The organism is Methylophaga sp. UBA5088, from assembly GCF_002414625.1.
Classification (GTDB): domain Bacteria; phylum Pseudomonadota; class Gammaproteobacteria; order Nitrosococcales; family Methylophagaceae; genus Methylophaga; species Methylophaga marina.
Genome location: NZ_DIAC01000058.1, coordinates 9,001 through 14,266 on the forward strand (window position 1 = coordinate 9,001; position 5,266 = coordinate 14,266).

General features: G+C 43.1%; 4 protein-coding genes. 2 read left to right on the forward strand and 2 right to left on the reverse strand.

The window, feature by feature from the left end; translation table 11 throughout:
* The coding region (locus tag B4K20_RS07795) for a type I restriction-modification system subunit M (protein WP_289282482.1) at positions 1-1,683 on the reverse strand (1,683 nt) is incomplete at its 3' end.
* A gap of 164 nt (positions 1,684-1,847) precedes the next feature.
* Here B4K20_RS07795 and B4K20_RS07800 point away from each other — a divergent pair.
* Both B4K20_RS07800 and B4K20_RS07805 read left to right on the forward strand, forming a co-directional pair.
* Positions 1,848-2,771: an EAL domain-containing protein gene (locus tag B4K20_RS07800; RefSeq protein ID WP_289282483.1), complete on the forward strand. Its 924-nt coding sequence runs from the start codon at positions 1,848-1,850 to the stop codon at positions 2,769-2,771.
* Positions 2,772-2,956: 185 nt separating this feature from the next.
* Positions 2,957-4,678 carry a sensor histidine kinase gene (locus tag B4K20_RS07805; RefSeq protein WP_289282484.1) on the forward strand — a complete coding sequence of 574 codons (1,722 nt, stop codon included), beginning with the start codon at positions 2,957-2,959 and terminating at the stop codon, positions 4,676-4,678.
* Here B4K20_RS07805 and B4K20_RS07810 read toward each other — a convergent pair.
* The coding region (locus tag B4K20_RS07810; RefSeq protein WP_289282485.1) for a sensor histidine kinase at positions 4,632-5,266 on the reverse strand (635 nt) is incomplete at its 5' end. The genes B4K20_RS07805 and B4K20_RS07810 overlap by 47 nt on opposite strands.

Here is a 5,266-nt window from a genome sequence, read left to right on the forward strand (position 1 = left end):
TAGTGCAGTGATAAAGGTTTTGTTAGCTTTAACCTTCATCGATTTAGCTCCTGCGTCTTTAACTGTTTCTTTTGCGAAGGTTTCTGCCCAGCTATATTTCTTAGCTTCATTCAAATGCGGCTCAATGGCTGCAAGCCAAAATGATTGGTGTTCTGGCGATAGTTTTTGCCAAACCTCAGAAGATTCCAAATTTGATAGCCCTTGTTTATCTAGCATCAGTTTCATGCGCAGTGGCCGCAGCACTTTAATTCGACGATAGCCAAATATGCGGTAATCGACCATTTTTGAAAGCTCGTCATTTTCAGCCGCAGCATAAATATCCAAGATTTGACGGCGCTGGTCGTCACTCACTATGCGGCGCTTGTTGCCTTCGTTTTTAATGGGCGTCCAAAGATTGGTTGCATTGATAAGTTGGACCTTACCTTTACGGTTCTCGGTTTTCTTATTGGATAAAATCCACAGGTATGTAGCGATATTGGTTCTAAAGAAAATATCCGTTGGTAGTGCCACAATTGCTTCAACAAGGTCATTTTCTAGCAACCAGCGGCGTATTTCAGACTCGCCAGAGCCAGCGCCACCATTAAATAACGGAGAACCGGATAAAACGATAGCGGCGCGTCCACCGCCATTTTTGGGTAGCTCTAGCTTGCTGGCTAGGTGCATGAGAAACAGCATAGAGCCGTCGTTAATACGTGGTAATCCTGGCCCAAAACGGCCTAATGCACCTTGCTTATGTTCTCGTTCAACAGCCGACTTATCCTTTTCCCATTTTTTACCAAACGGTGGATTGGACAAGCAGTAATGGAAGCGCTCACCAACGAACTTATCATTAGAAAGTGTGCTACCTTGACGAATGTTTTGAGAAAGGTCACGGCCAGGATCTGATTCAAGTCGGCGGATCAACATGCCCGCGACACAAACAGCATGAGTTTCCGGCTCTAGCTCTTGGCCATGTGGAACTAATACAGGTGGGATTTTATAATGACTACCGTAATCGGCTGCATGGTTCATAGCATCGGTCAAAAATCCGCCTGTACCACAAGTAGGATCGTAAAGAGTGCGGATAAGGCCAGGGCTTTCCTCAAACAAGGCATCATCAGGATCAAGTAATAACGCGGTAGCTAAATGTACGATGTCGCGAGGCGTCATGAAGTCTTCAGCACCTTCGTTAACCTCCGCACCGAAACGGCGAATGAGATGCTCGTAGATGTTACTCATCACCCGGTCAGGCACGGCATTAGGGTGCAAATCAATACCTGCAAAGTTCTTACAAATGGTGTATAACAATCCCGCTTTCTCAAGCCGAATTATTGTGTTACCAAACTCAAACTCTTCAAAAATCGCTCTGGCATTATCGGAAAAGAGTGTGATGTAATCTTCAAGATTTCGGCGTGTTTTCGTGCTGCCAAGTGTTGAAAGCGAATACTCAGATGTATTGTAGAATGGGTAGCCTGCGGTTTGACGTAATATCGGATCAAGCTCTACTTCAGCATCCTTGAAGTTATCGTAAGCTTCTCTTACCGCATCTCTAGTAGATTCAAGAGCACACTCCAATCGACGCAATAAAGTAAATGGCAGAATGATCTTACCGAAATCAGTATGCTTAAAATCCCCCCAGAGATCTTCTGCATTTTTCCAAATAAAATCTGCTTGCGATGCAGCCGAACCTGCAAACTCTGACATTTTGGCCTCCAACCATGTTTTGCACAAAACGGTACATTACATAAACGATAATTGTCAACCATGTTTTGCACAAAACAGAGGCAGTTCCATTTTTCACTTAAATACTCAGTCCAACCTTATATTGCAAATAGCCAAAAAATCATATCCAACACCTTGAGCATAAAGTGATTGCTCAGGCGGTATCCGCGCAGCTCACGCCCTCATTAAATCACAGTCCTGAGCGTTTATTAGGTCAGTTGGAGAGTCATTTATTACGTTTACGCACCACAAGTAGTAGCCATTTCCACCATGTCTCTCTCGATAATGAGGCCATATTTTCAAAGCATATCCGTTTGTTAAATGAGTTTAATCTTGGTCTCACCAGAGATGAAGTACAGGCTTATCTACAGCCTAAAGTCAATATGAACACAGGAAAACTGGTTGGCTTTGAAGCCTTGGCACGCTGGTTTAAACCGAATGGTGAGATGGTGCCACCTGGTGTTTTTATTCCTATCGCAGAGGCTTCAGGATTGGTTGAGCAACTCGATAGAGTTATCTTATTAAAATCCTGTTCAGCCATAAAACAGTTAGAAGCGGCCGGAATTCAGGTACCCATCTCCTTTAATGTCTCATGTCATGAACTATTATTAAGTGATTTTTCCAGTTCCATCCTCGAGGTTTTAGCCGCCGAAAATGTGGCTCCACAGCAAGTAGATATGGAGATTACCGAAACCTTGGCAATGATAAATTATGAAGAGGTTTCCGCCACATTACGCAAGCTGATCCAGCTAGGCATGGATGTCAGTATTGACGATTTCGGTACTGGATTTTCATCCCTGTCACATGTCACAGAATTAGCAGCCACCACACTTAAGATTGATAAATCTTTTGTGCAGTATCTCGGTGAAAAATCTTCTTCTGAACATATCGTGGATATGATCATTCGGGTAGCTACACGCTTTGGTATGAAAGTCATTGCTGAAGGGGTGGAAACAGCATTACAAAGAGATAAGCTTATTGAGTTAGGCTGCACCATTGGACAAGGCTATTTCTATGCTCGGCCTATGCCCATTGATGAGGCAGTTAAATGGGCAATGGCGAATTCTTAGCCACGAATGAATCGGCCTCTTTTCGTGTGCCATATGTTTTCAGATATGTATGGCGCAGCTTAATCCTTATTTATATTCCTATTTTGGGGCTTGCTGGTTTTTTCAGTTATCACATTTATTGGCATATTTTTGAGTCCAACTACCAGCCTTATTTTGAATCACAGCAAAGCAGATTGGACAATGCTGTGAATACTTTCTCGCGAGAGCTGGGCCATATCCATCAGCTGATTCGCTTACTTCGTTACAACCAACAGTTTGAAAAAGCATTGCAAGCTGGTATGTCGATTGATTATCAGTCATTGGAAAATGTGTTTACTGATTTTTCCAACGCTTCTTCTCATATTAGTCAATTGAGATGGCTCGATGAAAAGGGCGTTGAAAAGCTGAGAATGAACATATCTGATAAGGGGGTGATTAAGGTTGCTCCTGAAGCATTACAAAATAAATCGAAACGGCAATATGTGAAGGCAGGTATGAGATTGGAACCGGATGAAGTTTATATCTCTGCCATTAATCCAAATATTGAAAATGGACAAATCGTATTACCTCTCGAAAAAACAATCCGAGCCGTCATGCGAACAGGTAAGCAGGATGGCCTACATGATGGCGTGCTTGTCATTAATTTTCTGTTGAATGACATGTTTGAGTCATTGAATCAAAAGCAAGATAATAAACTGCGTATTATCGATAATGAAGGTTATTGGGTGATGCACCCCAACCCTTCGATGGCATTTCGGTCCTATACTGACTATCTTGTCAGAACAGAACGACTATTAAGCCAGGCAGTGATTAAGGGCATACTTGATCAACGGCAATTACATAACTTCATTCACGGCTCAAGATTAATAAGCTATAGCGTGATAGATATCGGTGAAAATGGCCCAGATAACCGGCATCGTCTATTTTTTATTGATAGCTCTGCACCTGATTTATTAGGTTCCCTAAAATACAGGGTTGCCCTGATTGTATTTATTCCGACCGTTTTAGTGCTCGTTGTTCTGTTATTTCTGATTGGGCGATTTCTTTACGATGGTCGTAAGCAATATGATTTATTCAGACAGCTGGCTGTCGAGAAAGAAGCATTAGCCAAGTCTAATCAGCAACTGCAACTGGCATATGAGCAACAACAGCAAATGCAGGATACCCTGGTTGAGCTACGTAAACTATCGTCAATGGGGATGATGGTGGCCGGTTTAGCACATGAGCTTAATACCCCGCTTGGTGGTGCTGCCCTGACATTATCCAGCCTTGACTCTGCACGTGAGCAATTACAACAGGCCATGAGCGATGGCTTGAGAAAGAGCGAATTAGAAGATTATCTGACCCATTCAGCTGAGACCATTGCCTTGGCCAGGAAAAACATCGCTAAAGCGGCGGAACTTGTGAAGAGCTTTAAACGTTTAGCCGTTGATAGACACACGGATGAACCAACGGAATTTGATTTGATGACGGTGATAAATGATGTCGCCACCACGTCTAAGCATAGATTGAAACAGCAGCACATCCATCTGGATATCGTGGGACCGAAACAGTTAGTGATACAGAGTTACGCTGGTATTGTTTCGCAGTTATTCGAAAACCTTATTAGCAATGCCATTTCACATGGGTTTGCTGGACGTAATAATGGACATATCCACATTGAAGTCATACAGACGTCTATGAATGATAAATCTGTCAGTGTGTCTGATGATGGTCATGGGATTGATGTCGAGCAGCTGACAACGATTTTTGATCCCTTTGTGACAGGGGCGAGGGGAGCCGGTCATACAGGATTAGGGTTACATCTCTGTCATCAGTGGGTGACCCAGGTGTTAAAGGGATCGATTAGCGTGAGTTCTGAACCTGGTCAGGGTACGACGTTTATTGTGTTACTTCCTGTTGATGTGGATTCATCGTCACAATCGTAAGGGTCACATAGTGTCCGTCAGGATTCACTTGGTTTTGATATGGCCAGTCCAATTTTTTACACAGTTGCTGCGTTAGCTGCAGGCCTAGACCAAACCCTTGATCATTTTCAACACTCTCCTTGTCAGATGGCGAGCTTTGGTTACGGATAGTGACTGTATGTTTGTGTTGATGAATTACCACATGACCATCCCAGGTATGCTGGAACGCATTTCTTATTAAGTTACCGATAATGATTCTGGCTGCCGCGGATGATGCATATAGCGTCGATTCAGTCGTTTCAACTTTGACATCAACGGGTTTGTTCTTCAGCAAATAACGCATTTCATCAACAAGACTATGAATCAGCTCATCGAGACGGAAATCTTGTTTTGCCAGAGACTCTGTTTCTTCTCGGTTCAGCCATAACAGGGTTTCACATAGATGTTGCATAGTGAGGCTAGCACGATCGATGCGTTCAATAATGTCTTGTTGTTTTTCGTTGAGGTCAGCGGGCTGTTTCTGCTGCAGTTTATGTATTAATTCAATATTGTTACGAATAACACTGATGGGGGTGCGTAATTCATGACTGGTATAACGCAAGAAGTTTT